Annotated in this window: 18 protein-coding genes; 15 read left to right on the top strand and 3 right to left on the bottom strand. The window is 71.5% G+C overall.

What is annotated here, in order from left to right; genetic code table 11:
* Positions 1 to 73: 73 nt before the first annotated feature.
* Positions 74 to 724: a GNAT family N-acetyltransferase gene (locus EEJ42_RS27695; protein WP_123104058.1), complete on the bottom strand. Its 651-nt coding sequence runs from the start codon at positions 722 to 724 to the stop codon at positions 74 to 76.
* A 103-nt stretch (positions 725 to 827) separates the two neighbouring features.
* Here EEJ42_RS27695 and EEJ42_RS27690 point away from each other — a divergent pair, with 103 nt between their 5' ends.
* From EEJ42_RS27690 to EEJ42_RS27675, 4 genes are all read left to right on the top strand, one after another.
* On the top strand, positions 828 to 1,037 hold the full coding sequence (locus EEJ42_RS27690) for a helix-turn-helix domain-containing protein (RefSeq protein WP_055553048.1): 210 nt from the start codon (positions 828 to 830) through the stop codon (positions 1,035 to 1,037).
* Complete coding sequence (locus EEJ42_RS27685) at positions 1,037 to 1,585, top strand: Clp protease N-terminal domain-containing protein (RefSeq protein WP_123104056.1); 549 nt, start codon at positions 1,037 to 1,039, stop codon at positions 1,583 to 1,585. Before EEJ42_RS27690 ends, EEJ42_RS27685 begins: the two co-directional genes overlap by 1 nt.
* A gap of 71 nt (positions 1,586 to 1,656) precedes the next feature.
* Positions 1,657 to 2,172 (top strand): GNAT family N-acetyltransferase, encoded by a 516-nt coding sequence (locus tag EEJ42_RS27680; RefSeq protein ID WP_123104054.1) that lies wholly within the window; start codon positions 1,657 to 1,659, stop codon positions 2,170 to 2,172.
* 73 nt (positions 2,173 to 2,245) lie between these two features.
* Complete coding sequence (locus EEJ42_RS27675; protein WP_123104052.1) at positions 2,246 to 3,577, top strand: M20 metallopeptidase family protein; 1,332 nt, start codon at positions 2,246 to 2,248, stop codon at positions 3,575 to 3,577.
* 203 nt (positions 3,578 to 3,780) lie between these two features.
* On the opposite strand, the gene EEJ42_RS27670 is transcribed toward EEJ42_RS27675, so the two are convergent.
* Positions 3,781 to 4,107 carry a hypothetical protein gene (locus tag EEJ42_RS27670; RefSeq protein WP_123104050.1) on the bottom strand — a complete coding sequence of 109 codons (327 nt, stop codon included), beginning with the start codon at positions 4,105 to 4,107 and terminating at the stop codon, positions 3,781 to 3,783.
* A 279-nt stretch (positions 4,108 to 4,386) separates the two neighbouring features.
* On the opposite strand from EEJ42_RS27670, the gene EEJ42_RS27665 reads away from it, so the two are divergent.
* The 6 genes from EEJ42_RS27665 to EEJ42_RS27640 all read left to right on the top strand — a co-directional run bounded on the left by EEJ42_RS27665 (position 4,387) and on the right by EEJ42_RS27640 (position 9,416).
* Complete coding sequence (locus tag EEJ42_RS27665) at positions 4,387 to 4,953, top strand: RNA polymerase sigma factor (RefSeq protein WP_123104048.1); 567 nt, start codon at positions 4,387 to 4,389, stop codon at positions 4,951 to 4,953.
* Positions 4,954 to 5,029: 76 nt separating this feature from the next.
* The gene (locus tag EEJ42_RS27660; protein WP_123104046.1) at positions 5,030 to 5,932 is read left to right on the top strand and encodes a zf-HC2 domain-containing protein; all 903 of its coding nucleotides are present in this window, start codon (positions 5,030 to 5,032) and stop codon (positions 5,930 to 5,932) included.
* Positions 5,933 to 5,937: 5 nt separating this feature from the next.
* On the top strand, positions 5,938 to 6,810 hold the full coding sequence (locus EEJ42_RS27655) for an ABC transporter ATP-binding protein (RefSeq protein ID WP_123104044.1): 873 nt from the start codon (positions 5,938 to 5,940) through the stop codon (positions 6,808 to 6,810).
* Positions 6,807 to 8,483 (top strand): hypothetical protein, encoded by a 1,677-nt coding sequence (locus EEJ42_RS27650; protein ID WP_123104042.1) that lies wholly within the window; start codon positions 6,807 to 6,809, stop codon positions 8,481 to 8,483. The genes EEJ42_RS27655 and EEJ42_RS27650 overlap by 4 nt, the downstream gene beginning before the upstream one ends.
* On the top strand, positions 8,468 to 9,199 hold the full coding sequence (locus tag EEJ42_RS27645) for a hypothetical protein (RefSeq protein WP_123104040.1): 732 nt from the start codon (positions 8,468 to 8,470) through the stop codon (positions 9,197 to 9,199). Before EEJ42_RS27650 ends, EEJ42_RS27645 begins: the two co-directional genes overlap by 16 nt.
* Complete coding sequence (locus EEJ42_RS27640; protein ID WP_123104038.1) at positions 9,180 to 9,416, top strand: hypothetical protein; 237 nt, start codon at positions 9,180 to 9,182, stop codon at positions 9,414 to 9,416. Before EEJ42_RS27645 ends, EEJ42_RS27640 begins: the two co-directional genes overlap by 20 nt.
* 10 nt (positions 9,417 to 9,426) lie before the next feature.
* Here EEJ42_RS27640 and EEJ42_RS27635 read toward each other — a convergent pair whose 3' ends face one another.
* Positions 9,427 to 9,630 carry a hypothetical protein gene (locus EEJ42_RS27635; protein ID WP_123104036.1) on the bottom strand — a complete coding sequence of 68 codons (204 nt, stop codon included), beginning with the start codon at positions 9,628 to 9,630 and terminating at the stop codon, positions 9,427 to 9,429.
* A gap of 449 nt (positions 9,631 to 10,079) precedes the next feature.
* On the opposite strand from EEJ42_RS27635, the gene EEJ42_RS27630 reads away from it, so the two are divergent.
* The 5 genes from EEJ42_RS27630 (at position 10,080) to EEJ42_RS27610 (ending at position 15,659) form a co-directional block, all read left to right on the top strand.
* Positions 10,080 to 10,820: a class I SAM-dependent methyltransferase gene (locus EEJ42_RS27630; protein WP_123104034.1), complete on the top strand. Its 741-nt coding sequence runs from the start codon at positions 10,080 to 10,082 to the stop codon at positions 10,818 to 10,820.
* Positions 10,821 to 10,928: 108 nt separating this feature from the next.
* Positions 10,929 to 12,329 (top strand): oxidoreductase, encoded by a 1,401-nt coding sequence (locus EEJ42_RS27625; protein WP_123104032.1) that lies wholly within the window; start codon positions 10,929 to 10,931, stop codon positions 12,327 to 12,329.
* Positions 12,330 to 12,442: 113 nt separating this feature from the next.
* Positions 12,443 to 13,189: a DNA repair protein RecO gene (gene recO / locus EEJ42_RS27620; protein WP_123104030.1), complete on the top strand. Its 747-nt coding sequence runs from the start codon at positions 12,443 to 12,445 to the stop codon at positions 13,187 to 13,189.
* A gap of 42 nt (positions 13,190 to 13,231) precedes the next feature.
* The gene (locus EEJ42_RS27615) at positions 13,232 to 14,071 is read left to right on the top strand and encodes an isoprenyl transferase (protein WP_123104028.1); all 840 of its coding nucleotides are present in this window, start codon (positions 13,232 to 13,234) and stop codon (positions 14,069 to 14,071) included.
* Positions 14,072 to 14,258: 187 nt separating this feature from the next.
* Positions 14,259 to 15,659, top strand: coding sequence for a cytochrome P450 (locus tag EEJ42_RS27610; RefSeq protein WP_246097430.1), 1,401 nt, complete (start codon positions 14,259 to 14,261; stop codon positions 15,657 to 15,659).
* Positions 15,660 to 15,720 lie beyond the last annotated feature (61 nt).

The following is a 15,720-nucleotide window of genomic DNA, read 5'->3' as shown; positions in this document are numbered from 1 at the left end:
GAGCGCCGTACGGACGCCTTCGGCCGTACGGCGCGGCTACCGCACCGGGCCTGTCCCGCAGGCCCTGGGGATGCTAGGGGGGCGGCGCGGCGAACATCTCCCGGCACGGCTCCAGCCCCCGCACCTCGACGGGGACGGTGCGCCGCTCCTCCCAGGCCGCGCGGTCCAGCCGCAGTCGCTGGAGCGTCCGCTTCTCGCCCCGTACGGCGACCGTTTCCAGGCCGTCGGGGCGGTAGCCGAGGCGGCGCGAGACGCCGAGCGAGCGCCCGTTCTCCATGAACGCGGCCGACGTCAGGCCGAGCGCCCCCAGCCCGGCGAACGCCAGATGCGCCACGGCCGCGCGCATCTCCGTGCCGAAGCCCTGCCCCTGGTGGGCGGTGCCCAGCCAGGAGCCGGTCTGCGCCTCCCGCGTCACCGCGAAGCCGGTGGCGGTGACGTCCTGCCGTCCGATCACCGTGCCCTCGTGCAGGACGGCGAGGCTCAGCGTCCAGTCCTCGGGTCGCCACTCGGCGATCGTGCGCAGGACGTGCTGGAACGTCGCGCGGCCGCGTTCCTCCGGGGCGGCGTCGGTCCACGGCACGCTGAACGGCATCTCCGCCGGGTCGTGCACCCCGCCCGCGGCGACGGCGGCCAGCTCGTCGGTCAGGGCGATGTCGGGAAGGCGCAGCTCAAGGCGTGGGGTGCGGAGGCGGAGCCCGTAGAGGGGCCAGTGATGGGGGTCCATGGCGAGAGGTTGCCGGAGCCGCGGAGGGCGCGTCGACCCCATTACCGCCGCGGGTTGTCAATCACAGTTGACGTCCGAGGGCGTGTCAACGTACATTGACAGCATGACCGAAGCAACGGATCTCGCCGCGCGCGCCGGCGACCGGGACCCCCGGGTCGGACTGCGCGCCGTCGCCGCGCTGCGCCGGCTGCTGGAGCAGCTGGAGGCCGTACAGGTGCGCAGCGCCCGCGCCAAGGGCTGGTCGTGGCAGGAGATCGCGGCCGAACTGGGCGTCAGCCGCCAGGCCGTTCACAAGAAGCACGGGAGGCGTTGATGTTCGAGAGGTTCACCACCAGTGCCCGCGAGGTCGTCCGCGGGGCCGTCCGGCAGGCGGACGAAACGGGCGGCGCCACGGTCGGCGAGCCCGAGCTGCTGCTCGCGTTGCTGGACCGCGCGGACAGCCCCGCCGCCCACGTCCTGGCCACCCTGGGCGCCACCGCCCGGCGCGGCTCGATCGAACGCGCCCTGGCCGAGGCCCGCCGCCGCGGCGGCATCTCGCCCGCGGACGCGGAGGCGCTGGCGGGGCTCGGCATCGACGTGGACGCGATCGTCTCCCGCGTGGAGGAGAAGCACGGCGTCGGCGCCCTGGCCGCCGCGCCGCGCCGCCGCCGCTCCCGCGGCCGTTTCGCCCCCGAGGCCAAGTCGGTGCTCGAACGGTCGCTGCGGATTGCGCACGGCCGCGGCGACAAGCACATCGGCGACGAACACCTCCTGCTCGCCCTCCTCGCCCGCCCCGGTGTCGCCGCGAACGTCCTCGCCGACCACGACGTGACGTACGTCCGGGCCGAACGGGCCCTCGCCACCCGCGCGCGCTCCGCGTAGCGGCCCCCGCAGGGGCTCCGTACCGCACAAATGGGTTGCCCCGGGCTGGATCCGCCGCGCATCCTGTGCCGATGCTGATCCGACGAGAAACCCCCTCCGACCTCGCCGGCGTACGCGACGTCACGGCGGCAGCGTTCGGCAAGTCGGAGGCCGCGGTCCCGGTCGAGGTCACCCTCCTCGATGAACTCCGCACCTGCGACGCCTGGTTGCCGGCCCTGTCGTTCGTCGCGGCCGACGACCGCGGCGATGTGATCGGCCATGTGGTGTGCACCCGCGGCCACGTCGGACCCGATCTCGCCCTCGGGCTCGGCCCCCTCAGCGTCCACCCCACCCACCAGCGCCGGGGCGTTGGCCTGGCGCTGATGCACGCGATCCTGGGCGCGGCGGACGCGTTCGGCGAGTCACTGGTCGCGCTCCTCGGCAGCCCCGCGTACTACGGCCGCTTCGGCTTCCGCCCCGCGGCCGCGTACGGCATCACGGCCCCCGACCCGGCCTGGGGCGACTACTTCCAGGCCCGCCCCCTGACCGCGTACCAACCCACCCTCAAGGGCCCCTTCGCCTACGCCGAGCCGTTCGACCGCGTCTGAGAGGGCTGGCCCCACCCCCGAGCGGTGGCCCGCCGGATGGGCCACGGGGTGTGCGAGCGGCGATGGTTGCGGGATGACACACCACGAAGAACGAACGGCCAGACCTCTCGAGGGGCGCGCTCTCGCCCGCCGTACGCTGCTGGCCGCCACGGCGGCAACCGGCGCGGGAGTGGCGTGGGGGACCGCGGGGCGGGCCGCCGCGCACGGAAGGAAGCGGGGGGTGGCGCAGGGGGCGGTGGACGCCGAGGTGGCGCGCCTGGAGCGCGAGCTGATCGCGCTGCGGCGGGACCTCCACCGGCACCCCGAGACGCCGGGGCAGGAGCGGCGCACCGCCGGTGTGGTGGCGCGGGAGCTGCGGGCGGCCGGGCTGACCGTTGCCACGGGCGTGGGCGGCCACGGCGTGGTCGGTGTCCTGCGGGGCGTACGTCCGGGCCGGACCGTGGCGTACCGGGCCGACATGGACGCGGTGCCGCCCAAGGACATCATCGGCGGCGGCCCGGCGGCGGCCCACCTCTGCGGGCACGACGTCCACACCACGGTGGCCCTGGGCGTCGCGCGGGTCCTGGCGCACCTGCGCACGCGACTGAGCGGCACGGTGGTGTTCGTCTTCCAGCCCGCCGAGGAGGCCCTGTCCGGGGCCCGCGCGCTGATCGACGCGGGGGTGCTGGAGCGCACCGGCGTCGAGGAGATCCACGCGCTGCACTGCGGACCGTTTCCCGTCGGCCGGTTCGCCGTGACGCCGGGCTACGGGCTGCCCGGCCAGGACACGGCGGAAGTGGCGCTCACGGGACCGGACGCGGCCGATGCCGCCGGGCGCCTGGCCACCGACATCGCCGTGCTCGCCACGGTGGCCCAGCCGCGGACCCCGGCCGACCTGGAGCGGCTGATCGCCGACGCCCAGGTGCCGCACGGGCCGCTGGCCCGCTTCGTGGCCGTCCGGGCCACCGCGCAGGGGGACACGGTGAGCGTGTCCTCCCGCTGCTGGCCGGAGGAGCGGTACGCCGAGGTCCGCGCGGACATCCGCCGACTGGCCGCCGCGTACCCGGGGGCCACGGTCGGCTTTCCCGCCGATCCGTTCCCCGCCATGGTCTGCCCGGAGCCCGACGCCCGCAGGCTCGCCCGCCACCTGCGCCACTCAGTCGGCCGGGACGCGGTGGTCCAGCTGCACGCCGCCTTCCCGCCCTTCAGCGGCGAGGACTTCGCCCTGTACCTGGACCGCGTCCCCGGTACGTATACCTTCCTCGGCGTCCGTGCCCCCGGCGCACCCGTCACCACCGCCTATCCGCACTTTCCCGACTTCGCCCCGGATGAGCGCGCCATCGGCCTTGGCGTACGGACGATGGCGGGCCTGCTCGCGGAGCGCACCGTGGCACAGTCTGATGGGGCTCTCTCCTTCCCAGACTGAGTGGTCGGCCCCGATGGGCCGAAGCTGGAAGGGAAGTGCTGCAGTGCGGTTCACCGGGGGGGCAAAGATGATCGCTGTCAGCGTCTCGCGGTCACGCGCTGCGGCTCGGATACAAAGAAGCGACCATAATGCAAGAACGGGTATCGACCGCAGCTGCAATGCGGTCGATACCCGGCCTGCTTGCTCTAGCGCCTAGCGGTGGCTCAGCAGAGGCCTAACCCGGCGAAGTTGCGCGGAGCGATGGCGACCTTGTGGCTCTGCTGGTCACCCGGATCCATCGTCTGACAAGGACCGTCGACCCCGAAGTCCCACAGGATCTTTACCCGGTAGGTCTTCCTGGGACAGTTGTTCTTGGCGTATGCGGTCTGAGTGAGGACGCCGCTGTTCACCCAGCCCTTCACGCAGGTCGGAGGTGCGCCCTGGGCGCCGGTCTCCGCGGCTGCGGCGGGAGCCACGGCCGTGACACCGGAGAGCGCGATGGTCGCCACGCCGAGGGCGGAGACCCTCTTGACGGTTCGCGAAATACGCATGCGTAAATATCCACTGTTTCAGTAGATTCCCTCGATGGTCAGTTCGAGGTGGATCGACGTGAGTCTTATGGTCTGACGTGTTGTGGGCAAGAGGGTATGAAGGTGCGGTTGGGCTGTGTTGTATGGCTGAGTGGTCGCTGATGAGTGTTCTTGGTCGCATCTCGCCTGGTTGTTTGCGAAATGGAACTCGGTCGTCCGACAGGGGGTTCTCGAGTGACAGTGATGCGGGTCACATTTCTGTCGTGAACCACGCCGGTCGTTCGGGACGACGAGGGGGGTGTGACGGTCGAACGGAGGGGCGCCGATGCCGATGCCGAGCTTTTGGGCGCGGTTGCTGAGGGGGACCGTGAGGCGTTCGAGGAACTCTTCCGGAGGTTCGCCCCTTGGCTCCGGGCTCGTCTGCGGCAGCGTTGTGCTGATCCGGTGCTCGTGGATGAAGTGGTCCAAGATGTCTTCGTCGAGGTCTGGCGGCCTCGTGAGCGCCGTCCGTCCCGTGGTCTCGGCCAAGTGACGGACGTGAGCGGATGGTTATGGCGAGTGGGTTCACGGCGTCTGATCGACGCGCGGCGGGGGCAGGAGCGGCGAGGCCGGTTGCTGGGCCGCCTGACGAGCCTCCCGAGACGTCACGTGGACTCTGCGGAGGAGGAACTCCTCGCCAACCTGGGCGACGATGCCTTGGCCGCCGTGGAGTTGTTGCCGACCGAACTCAAGGCGGTCATCCGGGCGACCGTTCTGGAAGGGCTGACGGTGCAGGAGGCCGCCGAACGGCTGGGGGTACCGACCGGGACGGTCAAGTCCCGAGCGTCACGGGCAAGGCACCGGCTCAGAGAAGACCTGGCGCGATGACCATGACAGTCAGGGCAACGGAGACCGGCGCAGCGAAGGCTGCGCCTCAAGCCGCGGCCACAGGGAGGAGGGGCAGATGACAGAGACGGAACCGGCGACGGCGCAAGAGGGACCGGACCGCAGCTCGGGGCATCTGGACCGTGACTTGCTCCAGGCATACGCGGCGCGACCGCTCCCCCGAGCGGCTGCCGTCCTGATCGAAGGCCATCTGGACAGGTGCCCCACCTGCCGGACGCGGCTCGCCCCGCTGATGGAGGCCGAGACCATGCTCTCCCTCTGGCAGCAGGTAGATCGCGCCACCGACGAGCCGGCCAGGGGGCTGATGGAGCGATGCGCTCTGCGCCTGGGAGTACCGGAGCACACCGCCAGGCTGTGCGCGGCCATGCCCTCGTTGCGCTGGTCCTGGTGGGGCGGCGCGGCCTTGCTCCTCATGGTGGCCGTCGCCATGGCGCGCTGGGCTGACTCGGCATCGGGGCCCCTGCTGTTCTTCGCGCTCGCGCCCGCACTGTCGGCCGTCGGCGTGGCCGCTGTCACCGGTCAGCGCTTCGACCCGGCGTACGTGTGGCTGGCGGTCTCGCCGTTGAGCGGGCTCCGCGTCGTTTTGCTGCGGGCAGCGGTCGTGCAGATGATGATGCTGGTCCTCAGTGCTGTGGGCGCGGCGGGTCTGCCGCTGCCTCTGTCGTGCCTGTTCGGCTGGCTCGTCCCGTCCCTCATGCTCACAGCCGTCTGTCTCGCTCTGTCGAGCCGCATGGACGCCGTTCCGGCCATTGGGCTGACGCTCGGCACCTGGCTGGTGGGTCTCACGATCTCCTACAACCCGGACGTAGTCGCCGGGACACGGCTACTCCTGCCGGAGGTACAACTGGCCATGGCGGCGGTGGCCGTGCTGGCCGCCGCCGCGGTCATAGCGCTGCGCGACGGATTCGACAGGTACGGCAACCAAGGCTGGACGGTCCCCGCCGTGGGCCGAGAGGACTGAGGTGGATGGAACATCAAGCACCGCGAGTTGAGCTGTCGGGTGTGGACGTGCGGTACGGACGCCTGAACGCACTCAGCGACGTGTCCCTTTCCCTGGGACAAGGGGTGACCGGCCTGCTGGGACCCAACGGGGCGGGGAAGACCACGCTGCTGCGCATCCTCGCCACGGCGAGCACCCCGGACGCGGGCACACTGCGGGTACTGGGCCTCGATCCCCTGACAGCCGCGGGCCGTCAGACCGTGCGTCGGCGGCTCGGCTATCTGCCGCAGAACCCGGGCTTCCCTCCGCACTTCACAGCCTTCGAGTTCATTGACTACGTGGGAATCCTCAAGGAGATCAGCGACCGGGGCGCCCGCCGCGACGAGGCCCGCCGGGTACTGGAAGAGGTCGGGCTGACCGCCGACCGCAGTAAACGCATCCGGAAGCTGTCCGGCGGCATGCGCCAGCGCGTCGGTCTCGCAGCCGCCATCGTCGGCAACCCCGAGCTGCTCATCCTCGACGAGCCCACCGTAGGGCTCGACCCCGAGCAACGTCTCCGCTTCCGCGAACTCATCGCCGAACTGGGGGAGGGCAGAACCGTTCTGCTCTCGACGCACCAGACGGAGGATGTCGCCGCCCTGTGCCACAAGGTCGTAGTCCTCGATCACGGCGGCGTGAAGTTCCAGGGCTCCCCCCAGGAACTGGCCTTGCTCGCGCAGGGGCGCGTCTGGAGCAGCGGCGAGCGCGCTTCCACGGCCCTCGCGGCCTGGCGCACTGGCGTCGGCACTTTCCGCAACATCGGCGTCCCTCCGGCGGACGCCACTCTGGTGGAGCCGACCATCGAGGACGGGTACCTGCTGCTGCTCGACGGCGCAAAGGCATCGGCAGGCGCGGCGTGAGCGGAAACCAGGCCAAGGCGCACCAGGCCGAAGAGCGCCGCACCACCGTCATCGCCGACGACTCATCCATCGTCGGCGCCCCCTCTCCCGGTCAGAGCTTCCCCCCGGAACCGGAACCCCGGAGCGCGCGCCACGCCCAGTGGGCGCTCGCGTTATCCGAGTCCGGCCGGGCGCTACGGCATCCAGCTGTCGTGGCCGCTCTCCTTCTCTACGCCGCGCTCTGGGCGTACGAAGCGCTGAGCACAGGACTCGACAGCAGGTACCCGGTGCTGCAGGACGAGGACCGCTATACCCAGATGCCGTTGCTCCTGCTGGCAGCCGGAGCCCTCCTGACGACGCACATGGCGATGACCCGTATGCACCGGCACGGCGCTGAACCCTTGTGCGAGGTGCTCACGCTGCCACCGTGGCGGCAAACCTTGGCGCACCTCGTGGCCATCCTGCCGCTGGCGGTGCTGGCCGCATTCGTGACCCTGTCACGCATCGCCTACTACGCCCTGGCTCCCACCGCGGTCGGCACCCCCTCGCCGGTCGAGCTCGCGACGGGCCCAGCCGTCGTGGTGCTCGCAGGGTGTACCGGTGCGGCGCTCGCCCGTTTCACCACGGCGGTCTCGGCAGGGCCGTTCGCGGTGCTGCTCTTCGGCGCGCTCGTCCTGTGCAGCGCGCTGGAGGTACGCGGCATGAAATGGCTGGGCCCGCTCGGCGTGGAGAGCGAGTTCGCGGCGCCGCTGCCCATGAACCTGAGGGACCGTCCAGCCCTGACACATCTCGTCTATCTGGCCGCGGTGAGCGGGCTCCTGGCGCTGATCGCCCTCGTCCGGGCGGGGCTGCGCACCCTCCCGGCACGCGGAGCGGTGGCCCTCCTGGCGGTGGCCGCCGTCGTGGCAGGAGCCGGACAGTACCGCTCCCCCTCCGAGTCCCTCGACGAACACCGGACCGCGGCGGAGAAGTACCCGGGAGATCAGCAGCGTTGTCGGCGCGACGGCAAGGTCACCTTCTGCGCCTTCCCCGAGTTCCAAGGACGTACGAAGGACTGGCGGCAGGTCACCGACGGCATCCTTCGCAGGGTGCCGGACGACCAGCAGAACGGTCCCTACGCGGTACGTCAGCGGCTGTTCTTCGGGGCCGACCGGGAAGGCGTCACCGGCCGGCCGCCGCTCGAAGCGTGGGCCAAGGACGACGCCCGGCACCACACCCCATCGGCGGTCACCGTCGGCACCCAATGGGGCACCGATGAGATCGGGGGCGACGCCATGCTCTCCTTCGCCGTACGGTTCTCCGCCCGCGTGGTCGTCGACGGCCCCGCCCGGGGCGGCGAAGCAGCTCCGCAAACCCTGTGCCGCGCCCCCGCCGTAACCGTCCTGTGGCTCGCGGCGCAAGCCACCCCTGAGACGGCCGAGGCCCTGCGCTCGCTGGAACAGCGCAGCATCGGCGGTGTCACCCTCTCCACGCTGGGCTCGTCCGACTCCCTTTCCGTCAACGGCCCGGAGGCCCAGGTCGTCCGAGAACTGCTGGATCGGCCCGCGGACGAGGTCGGCGATCGGCTGAAGTCATCCTGGGACACCCTCGTCGACGACCGCACGAGCACCAAGGAGGCCGCCGAACTGATGGGCGCTTCCGTGCCGGAGGACAGCGAGCAGGGATCGGAGGACACCGCATGCGCGGTCAGCTGACTCTGATCAGGGCCCTGGTTCCCCATCTGCTGCGCACCTTGCCCCGCACACCGATGGTGCTGGGAAGCGCGCTTGCCGTCGTGGTCTGTTCGCTGCCGCTCGCCGTTTCCACCCATCCGGCGCCAGGGGACGCAGCGCTGCTCCTCCGCGTGGCCGCGGTGCTGTGCACTGTCCCCGCGGCGTTCGCGCTGGACGACCCGGCGGCTCGTACCACCGCGGTACTGCCCGTGTCTTTGGCAGCGCGGCGGGTCCTGCGGCTGACGCTGACTCTGGCACCGCTCGCCGTGGCGTGGACGGTGTGCGGATTCCTGTTGAGGCCCGCCCTGCGCCCGGACGAGCGGGTGGCCTGGTCGGTGCCGGGACTAGCTCTGGAGGCGGCCGCCCTCGGGGCGGCGACGGTCATGGTGGCCGCGCTCGGCCTCCGCCTCTCCGCAGCAGGCCGAGGCAGCCTGCTCGCCGCGCCGAGCAGCGTGCTGCTGCCGCTGGTCCTCACCCTCACGCCCGCCCGTTCGGTGTTGTTCGCCGCCCCATACGCCGAGGGCTGGGACTCCTCCCGCCGGGGGTGGGCGGTGGCGCTGGTCACGACGGCCGGCGTTACGGCCGTGCTCCTGCGCGAAGGCCGTCCGACCACGCGTCGCTCGTCCACCCGGCACACCCGACCCGGCTCCCCACAGCCCGCCCCTTCTGGAGAATCCCGTGAAGCGATCCATCCGTGACGCCCTGCTCGTCTGCGCCGCACCGCTCCTCGTCCTCGTTGTCGGCCTCACCACCGTCGTGGGCGGGCAGAGCACCACCGACGCCGACGGCCGCACCACCAGCAGTGGTGGCCTTACCGACACTCCGGCGCTGATCGTGTACGCCACCACCCTGGCCACCCTGGCTGTGTCCGTGCTCGTCCTGCGGCGCATCCGCCACCGGCAGGACACCACCTGACACAGCACCGCTAGTCCCGGAACGAGCCGTCCGCCCTGCGCGCATGCCGGGACAGCAGGTGCTTGCACTGGGGGCAGTGCCGCCGGAAGCCCCTCTTGATCAGATAGCTGATGCCGATCGTGCACACGTGCATCAGCCCCACGGCGGCGTTCTCCAGCACCCGCCCCAGCCATGACTTCGTACACCTCTCGCAGTCGCGGCAACCAGCCGCCATGGCACACCTCCGGTGTCGCTTCTGCGCAGGTCAGCAGTGCGCCGACCCGCCCCGTGGCATCCAGTGTGCGCAACCGCTCCCGCCCTGCCGCCCCAACTCCCGCCTCCGGCCCGGGTTGTGACCGGACCAGGCTCGGCCCAGCACAAGGCTGTGAGATCAGCCCAGGGGTGGCCCGTACGGCGTTTGCCATGTCCGTGCGTACCGTCGGGTAGCGGTCACGGGCGGTCGATGCACGGCCCCGGAAACGGCGAGTGTGACCAGCGCCACTAGAGCACGGCGCCCGCATGCTCCCGCCCCGGTTTTCCGCCTCAACTCGCCCCGTAACGCGTGGCGGTCGGCCCTCCGGAACCCCCTCGCCGATCTTCCGCGCCGCCGCCCTGCCATCATGGGTGGGCACCGTCACACGGAGAAGCATCGGCCGTCGCGTGGCCTGTTTGTAGCGTCGTGCCATGGACGACTCGATCACCCCCTCGCACAATCGTGTCCTCGCGCAGAGCGGTGCCGGGAACTGGATGTTCCTCCTGGAGGCCGCCCGGGACATACGCACCACCGGGGCCCTCGCTCCCAGCGGCCGGGCGCTGGCCCACGCGCTGACCGAACCGGTGCGCGCACAGGCGGGGCGGCGGCTGAACGTCCTGGAGGTCGGTGCCGGTACCGGCTCGGTCACCCGCTCCCTCATCCCCCAGTTGCCCGCGGGCAGCCGTCTGGACATCGTCGAGGCCAATCCCCGCTTCACCGACCGGCTGCGCCACCTCGTCCGCACCCACCCCGTCCTGACCGGACAGCCCGGTCAGGCCCGGGTGCACCACGCCTACGTGGAGGAGCTGGACATAGGCCACCGCTACGACGCGATCATCTCGGGCCTGCCCTTCGCCAACTTCGACCCCCACCAGGTGGATGCGATCATGGGCCGGTATCTGGAGCTCCTGCGCCCCGGCGGCCTGCTGACGTACTTCGCCTACTGCGGCACCCGGCCGGCCCGCACCCTGCTGTCCCTGGCCTCCCGCGCCCAGGCGCGGCGGCAGCGGGCCTCCGAGGAGGTGCTGGCCGACTACCAGCGCCACTACGCCACCGGCCGCAGCGCGGTGTGGGCCAACCTGCCCCCGGCCCACGTCTGGCAGCTCCAGCGCCCGGCGGAGCGGGGCCCGGGGGCGAGCCCGACGTCCGCCGGAGCCGCGATCGCCGGGTGATCGCCCGGAGTTGCCAATTCCCCACTGGCAAGGCGTACTTGCCCCACGACGCTCACCGAGCCGGAGCGGCGACTCCGGGATGCGTTCGCGACGGGGGCCGAGGTCGACGTGCGGGACGCCGCGACGGCGGACGAGCCGGAGGAGGACGGTTCCGGCTGGGGTCCCCGGCGCACCGTACGGGCGGAGGTCGTCCGTTCCCTGCTGCTCGGCGGCGCCGACACCCGGCCGGGTGAGACCCCGGTCGTCCACCTCGTCGGCGCCCGGGTGACGGGGCGGCTGAAGCTGGTCTTCTCGGAGGCGTGCTGCGTGCTGCGGCTGGAGAAGTGCTGGTTCGAGGAGCCGCCCCAGCTGTACGGGGCCGCGCTGCACGTCACCGGTTTCGGCGGCTCGTATCTGCCCGGACTCTCGATCAACACCGTGACGGTCGCGGGCAACCTGGACCTGATGAAGACCCGTATCCGGGGCATGGTCAACCTGGCGGGCGCCCGCATCGACGGCAGCCTGCTCCTCCAGGGCGCGCGGCTGTCCAACCCCGGCGGGGTGGCCCTCGACGGCTCGCGGATGGAGGTCGGCAGCGGCATCGTCGGCCGGGAGGGGTTCCGCGCCGAGGGCGAGATACGGCTGCACGAGGCGCGGGTGGGGGAGGCGCTGCGCCTGGAGGGTGCGCACCTCCACCACCCCGGCGGCGACGCCCTGTGCGCCGAGAGCATCCAGGTCGGCTCCCGTATCGACTGCGGCGAGGGCTTCCGCGCCGAGGGCGCGGTCGTGCTGACGAGCGCCACCGCCGGCCGGGCCGTCAGCTTCCGGGGCGCCACGATCCTGCACCCCACCGGGCAGGCGGTGGACGCCCGGCACCTCCAGACCGGGGAACTGGACCTGCGGACCGCACGGGTGGAGGGCACCGTCGATCTGCGCCACGGCCGCCTCGACGTATGGCACCTCCCGCCCGGCACGTCTCCCGCCCCCGTCCACCTCGACGGGCTCACCTACCGGGCGCTGGAGCCGCACCTGCCCGTCGACCGCTGCCTGTCGCTCGTCACGCGCGACCCCGACGGCTACCGCCCCCAGCCGTACCAGCAGCTCGCCGCCACGTACCAGGCCATCGGCCACGACGACGACGCGCGCGCCGTCCTGCTGGCCAGGCAACGCCACCGCCGCGCCACCCAGCGCCCCCTCGGCCGGGTCTGGGGCCATCTGCTCGACGCGACGGTCGGCTACGGCTACCGCCCCTGGCTCGCCGGACTCTGGCTCACCGCCCTCACCCTGCTCGGTACGGCGGTCTTCCGCGCCGCGCACCCGAAACCGGTCAAACCGGGGGAGGGTGCCCCGTTCAGCCCGCTCGTCTACACCCTCGACCTGCTGATCCCCATCGGCGGCCTGGGCCAGCGCAACGCCTGGTACTGGCCGTCGGATCCCGTCCAGTGGCTCGCCTACGCGCTCATCGCGGCGGGCTGGCTGCTGACGACGGCGGTCGTCGCGGGTGTCACGCGGGTGCTGAACCGCAGCTGACGGGCGGGCCGTCGGCCCTGACGGCGGCCCCGGCCGCACAAGCCGACGCCGCCGCGGGCCACCTGCCACCGGGCCGGTTCGACCACCTGTCCCGTTGAGGGACAATGAGGCGCATGAGTCTGTTCCGCGACGACGGCATCGTGCTGCGCACCCAGAAGCTGGGCGAAGCGGACCGGATCATCACCCTGCTCACCCGCAACCACGGCCGCGTCCGCGCCGTGGCCCGCGGGGTGCGCCGTACGAAGTCGAAGTTCGGCGCGCGCCTCGAACCGTTCTCCCATGTGGACGTGCAGTTCTTCGCCCGCGGTGGCGAGCTGATCGGCCGCGGGCTGCCGCTGTGCACACAGAGCGAGACGATCGCTCCGTACGGTGGCGGAATCGTCGCCGACTACGCCCGCTACACCGCGGGTACGGCGATGCTGGAGACGGCGGAGCGGTTCACCGACCATGAGGGCGAGCCCGCCGTGCAGCAGTATCTGCTCCTCGTCGGCGGGCTGCGTACGCTGGCCTCCGGGGAGCACGAGCCGCATCTCATCCTGGACGCGTTCCTGCTCCGCTCACTCGCCGTGAACGGCTACGCACCCAGCTTCGACGACTGCGCGAAGTGCGGGATGCCCGGTCCGAACCGGTTCTTCTCGGTCGGCGCGGGCGGGGTCATCTGCGGAGAGTGCCGGGTGCCCGGAAGCGTCGTACCCTCTGCGGAGTCGCTGACGCTGCTGGGTGCGCTGCTGACCGGGGACTGGGAGACGGCGGACGCATGTGAGCTGCGCCATGCCCGGGAGGGCAGCGGGCTCGTCGCGGCGTACTTGCACTGGCACCTGGAGCGGGGCCTCAGGTCGCTCCGGTACGTAGAGAAATAACACCAAGCACACAGCACACCGCATACGAGGAGACGCGAAGCCATGGCACGACGCGGGATTCTGGGCCGACAGCGGCGCGAGTACCGGGCCCCGGACCCGCACCCGTCCGGCGCCCGCCCGCCGAAGATCCCCGGCGAGCTGGTGCCGAACCACGTGGCCTGCGTGATGGACGGGAACGGCCGCTGGGCCAAGGAGCGCGGGCTGCCGCGTACGGAGGGCCACAAGGTCGGCGAGGGCGTCGTCCTGGACGTGCTCAAGGGCTGCCTGGAGCTCGGCGTCAAGAACCTCTCCCTCTACGCCTTCTCCACCGAGAACTGGAAGCGCTCGCCCGACGAGGTCCGCTTCCTCATGAACTTCAACCGTGACGTCATCCGCCGCCGCCGCGACGAGATGGACGAGATGGGCATCCGCATCCGCTGGGCGGGCCGGATGCCGAAGCTGTGGAAGTCGGTGGCCCAGGAGCTCCAGGTCGCGCAGGAGCAGACCAAGGACAACGACGCCATGACGATGTACTTCTGCATGAACTACGGCGGCCGCGCCGAGATCGCGGACGCGGCGAAGGCACTGGCCGAGGACGTGCGCGCGGGCAAGCTCGACCCGTCGAAGGTGAACGAGAAGACGCTCGCCAAGTACCTCTACTACCCCGACATGCCGGACGTGGACCTGTTCCTGCGCCCCTCGGGCGAGCAGCGCACGTCGAACTACCTGATCTGGCAGAGCGCCTACGCCGAGATGGTCTACCAGGACGTCCTGTGGCCGGATTTCGACCGCCGCGACCTGTGGCGCGCCTGCCTGGAATACGCCTCCCGCGACCGCCGCTTCGGCGGGGCGATCCCGAACGAGGAGCAGTTGAAGAAGGAGGACGGCCCACAGTCGGCATGAGGGCCTTCCGGCAGGTCCGGACCCGGGCCGCTCTGTTCAGTCCCTGGTCCGGCCGCTAGTGTGTCTGCCCAGTAGCGGGTCGCTTTCGCTCCGTGTCGCGCGACAGGATGCCCTGTGGCTCTTCCCCCACCACGGACCACAAGGCCTGGCCGGAATGAGCACTGCTGTCGCACCAAGGACATCGAACATGCAATTCCCCCCGTCCGAGCTGGCGTCCCTGGCCGTTGAGCCGCTGATGACCCGGGATTTCGAGACCCGGCCCGGGTCGGTCTACGCACGGTTGCGGGGCCGGTACGGCCCGGTGGCGCCCGTGGACCTGCACGGGGTCCCGGTGTGGCTGGTTCTCGGCTACCGCGAGGTGTGGGAGGTCCTGCGGGACGAGAGCAAGTGGAAGAAGAACGTCCAGCACTGGCGGTTGCTGCGTGAGGGCCTGGTGCCGTCCGACTGGCCGCATCTGCCCGCCTATCAGGTCAGCCATCTGCTGCTGAGCGACGATCAGGAGCGCAAGGCGACGCGCGCCGCCGTGGACGACGCGCTCGGTCCCTTCCAGGACACCCGGGCGCCACAGTCCTGGGATCTGCACAAGGCCATCTCCCGGCACGCCGACGAGCTGATCACGTTCTTCGCGGACGGCAGCGACAGCGGATGGGTGGACCTGGGCGCACAGTTCGCCCGTCCGCTGCCGCTGATGGTCGTCAACCGGCTGTTCGGCTTCCCGGTCGACCAGGGTGATGACGTCTTCATGGATTCGTGGCGGATGGTGGACGGTGGCCCGGACGCCGGTGCGGCCGTCGGGCGGCTGGTGGCGGCGACGACCGAGCTGGCCGCGTACAAGCGGGAGAACCCGGGCGACGACCTGACCACACGGCTGCTCGCCACCGACCCTCCCCTGACGGTGGAACAGATCGGCCTCGAGCTGTACGCGATCCTCGTCATCGCGTCCGAGCTGGTCAGCCACGCCATCACCAACAGTGTGCTGGAGGTGCTGGACGGAGAGGCGGGGACGCAGGCGGCCCTCATGGCGGGCCCCACCGAAGAACTGGTCAACCGCGTGCACATCGCCTCGCCCCCGTGGGTCAACCTCACCGCCCGCTACCCGGTGGCCGACACCGACCTGGGGGACTTCCGGCTCGCCGCGGGCGACATGGTCGTACCCTCGATCGCCGCCGCGCACGGCGACCCGATGTTCACGACGACCAACAGCTATGAGAGGTCGGTCAGCTCGCGCGCCCATCTGGCCTGGGGCACGGGGCCGCACCAGTGCCCGGGGCGGGAACTCGCGGACATGATCGTGACCACGGCGGTGGGCAGGCTGTTCGAGCGGTGCGACTTCGAACTGGGGCTGCCCGCCGACCAGTTGCCGTGGCGCTCGTCGACGTACGTACGCGGCCTGAAGTCCTTCCCGGTCCGGTTCCGGATGCGCGCGCGGCAGGCCCCGGTGCCACTGTCCCCCGGACTCCCCGTGCCCGCGCCCGCTCCGGCCCCCGGGCTGACCCCACCGTCCCCCGAGCCCGCGGCCGCGCCCGCCCAGCCGGCCCGCCCCCGCTCCGCGCTCTGGCGGTTCCTGGCGAGCCTGCGCCGGGGGTAGGCGGTCACTCTTTACTCGTTGCAGAGCCCACATTGAACGGGCCATGATCACGCCCCCTCTA

The organism is Streptomyces botrytidirepellens (assembly GCF_003721215.1).
GTDB lineage: Bacteria > Actinomycetota > Actinomycetes > Streptomycetales > Streptomycetaceae > Streptomyces > Streptomyces himastatinicus.
This window is presented reverse-complemented; position numbering and strand designations above follow the sequence as displayed.

Bases quoted from the DNA above. Each gene is read 5' to 3' on its own strand.
- EEJ42_RS27695 (WP_123104058.1), bottom strand. From the start codon at position 724: ATGGACCCCCATCACTGGCCCCTCTACGGGCTCCGCCTCCGCACCCCA.
- EEJ42_RS27690 (WP_055553048.1), top strand. From the start codon at position 828: ATGACCGAAGCAACGGATCTCGCCGCGCGCGCCGGCGACCGGGACCCC.
- EEJ42_RS27685 (WP_123104056.1), top strand. From the start codon at position 1,037: ATGTTCGAGAGGTTCACCACCAGTGCCCGCGAGGTCGTCCGCGGGGCC.
- EEJ42_RS27680 (WP_123104054.1), top strand. From the start codon at position 1,657: ATGCTGATCCGACGAGAAACCCCCTCCGACCTCGCCGGCGTACGCGAC.
- EEJ42_RS27675 (WP_123104052.1), top strand. From the start codon at position 2,246: ATGACACACCACGAAGAACGAACGGCCAGACCTCTCGAGGGGCGCGCT.
- EEJ42_RS27670 (WP_123104050.1), bottom strand. From the start codon at position 4,107: ATGCGTATTTCGCGAACCGTCAAGAGGGTCTCCGCCCTCGGCGTGGCG.
- EEJ42_RS27660 (WP_123104046.1), top strand. From the start codon at position 5,030: ATGACAGAGACGGAACCGGCGACGGCGCAAGAGGGACCGGACCGCAGC.
- EEJ42_RS27655 (WP_123104044.1), top strand. From the start codon at position 5,938: ATGGAACATCAAGCACCGCGAGTTGAGCTGTCGGGTGTGGACGTGCGG.
- EEJ42_RS27645 (WP_123104040.1), top strand. From the start codon at position 8,468: ATGCGCGGTCAGCTGACTCTGATCAGGGCCCTGGTTCCCCATCTGCTG.
- EEJ42_RS27635 (WP_123104036.1), bottom strand. From the start codon at position 9,630: ATGGCGGCTGGTTGCCGCGACTGCGAGAGGTGTACGAAGTCATGGCTG.
- EEJ42_RS27630 (WP_123104034.1), top strand. From the start codon at position 10,080: ATGGACGACTCGATCACCCCCTCGCACAATCGTGTCCTCGCGCAGAGC.
- recO (WP_123104030.1), top strand. From the start codon at position 12,443: ATGAGTCTGTTCCGCGACGACGGCATCGTGCTGCGCACCCAGAAGCTG.
- EEJ42_RS27615 (WP_123104028.1), top strand. From the start codon at position 13,232: ATGGCACGACGCGGGATTCTGGGCCGACAGCGGCGCGAGTACCGGGCC.
- EEJ42_RS27610 (WP_246097430.1), top strand. From the start codon at position 14,259: ATGCAATTCCCCCCGTCCGAGCTGGCGTCCCTGGCCGTTGAGCCGCTG.